This window comes from Streptomyces africanus (assembly GCF_002150735.1).
Lineage (GTDB): Bacteria > Actinomycetota > Actinomycetes > Streptomycetales > Streptomycetaceae > Streptomyces > Streptomyces africanus.
The window spans coordinates 1-536 of sequence record NZ_MUKA01000410.1 but is presented as its reverse complement, the minus strand read 5'-3'; the positions used below and the strand labels follow the sequence as shown (position 1 = coordinate 536).

Sequence of the window (536 nt, the reverse complement as noted above, 5' to 3'; positions counted from 1 at the left end):
GCCCGCGCACAGCAGCAGCGAGACGGGCGTGCTGCCGCCCCCGTACGAGGCGAGGAGGCTGCCGGCGATGAGCGGGGAGAAGCCGGCGCCGACCAGGGTGGCCGCCTGGTAGCCGAGGGAGGCGCCGGTGTAACGGACACGGGTGCCGAACATCTCGGTGAGCAGGGCGCCGAGCGGCCCGTACATCGTGGACTGGGCGACGCCGTGACCGAGGGCGAGGGCGAGGATCAGCAGTCCGGGCGAGCCGGAGTCGACCAGCGCCAGCACGGGGAAGGCAAGGGCGGCGGAGGCGACCGCTCCGGCGAGCACGACGGGCCGGCGGCCGACCCGGTCCGACAGCGCGGACGCGGCGGGCAGGACGACGAGGGCCACGCAGGAGGCGACGGTCACCGCGGTCAGCACCTGCGGGCGGGTGTACCCCTCGTCGACGGCGTAGGAGATCATGAAGCTCGTCAGCAGCGACTGGGCGGTGAACGCGCCGATGCCGACGCACGCGGCCAGCAGTACGGGCTTCGGGCGGCGCAGCACCTCCACGA

1 protein-coding gene is annotated in these 536 nt (G+C 74.4%); it reads right to left on the bottom strand.

Annotated elements, in window-relative coordinates:
* A partial coding sequence (locus CCL05_RS37870; protein WP_143590010.1) for an MFS transporter occupies positions 1–536 on the bottom strand: 536 nt, incomplete at both ends.